This window comes from Treponema endosymbiont of Eucomonympha sp. (assembly GCF_001028545.1).
In genome coordinates this window covers 1-1038 of the sequence record NZ_BBPW01000210.1, presented here as the reverse complement: position 1 = coordinate 1038, position 1038 = coordinate 1, and the positions used below count along the sequence as shown (strand labels likewise).

Sequence of the window (1038 nt, the reverse complement as noted above, 5' to 3'; positions counted from 1 at the left end):
TAATCAATAATCTGATAAGGTCGCGCACGAAACAGCGGTTATTCCTGCCGACGCTGATATAATCCACCTCGGAATCCGCTTTGCTAATCAGCGCGCGACGCGGCGGCGCGAATCTTCTGTCAGCGGGTTCATTCCGTCGCACTGATTTTTCTGTTGGGCGACAGTTATCTTGCCGTTCCTCCGAGATGTGCGGATTTGCGCTGCGCTCAAAACATTCCCGCGCGAGATACGCCGCGGCATAATTCCGCAGCAAAAACGGCGTATACTGCTTAAACAGCTTCTTGAGCCGCGTCAGTTCCTCTATGTCCGCGGAAGTTTTCACTTTCCCGACCGCTTTTTGCACAAGCGCCACAAAATCCTTGTCGGTGTATTTTGCCATATAACTTCTCTCTTCTTAACACGCAGATAAATCTGCGTCACGCGTCAGCTTTTCCGCTACGCAATATCCGCGCGTCGCGCGGCAATCCTGCTGACCAGCCCATAGGTGAGCGCTTCTTCGGCATTCATCCAGTAGTCGCGGTCGGTGTCTTTTTGCACCTCTTCGACCGTCTTTCCGGTTTCATCCGCTATGAGCCGGTTGAGTTTTGCCCGCAGCTTTTCCAGTTCCTGCGCGTGGATTTCAATCTCGGTCGCGACCCCTTTTATGCCGCTCAGCGGCTGATGAATCAGGTAATGACTGTTCGGCAGGGCAAGCCGCCGCTCTTTCGGCGCGGCAAGCAGCACCAGCGACCCTGCGCTCGCCACCAGTCCCATTCCGACGGTATATATCGGTGCGCTGACAAAGCGCAGCATATCGAAAATCGCGTACCCCGCGTCCGCGTCCCCGCCGGGCGAATCGATAAACACGCGGATAGCGTCGCCGGAATCCGCTTCCATGACCAGCACCTGCCGGATGATTCTTTCCGCAAGCGCCTTGTTGATTTCCCCCGACAGCAGCACCTGCCGGGTCTTCATGAGTTTGTCCGCGAGCGGGTCTGCCGCTTCGGGCACCGGCTCTTTTTTTTCCGCTTCCGTTTCGCCGCCTTCGCCCGCCCGCGC

Annotated in this window: 1 protein-coding gene and 1 pseudogene; both read right to left on the bottom strand. The window is 56.7% G+C overall.

Translation table 11 applies throughout. The features are described from left to right. Positions 1–379, bottom strand: a pseudogene (locus AWU74_RS06025) (hypothetical protein); the annotation flags it as partial. A 56-nt stretch (positions 380–435) separates the two neighbouring features. Further along, positions 436–1038: ATP-dependent Clp protease proteolytic subunit (locus tag AWU74_RS06020; RefSeq protein ID WP_062328550.1), on the bottom strand; the 603-nt coding region annotated here is incomplete at its 5' end.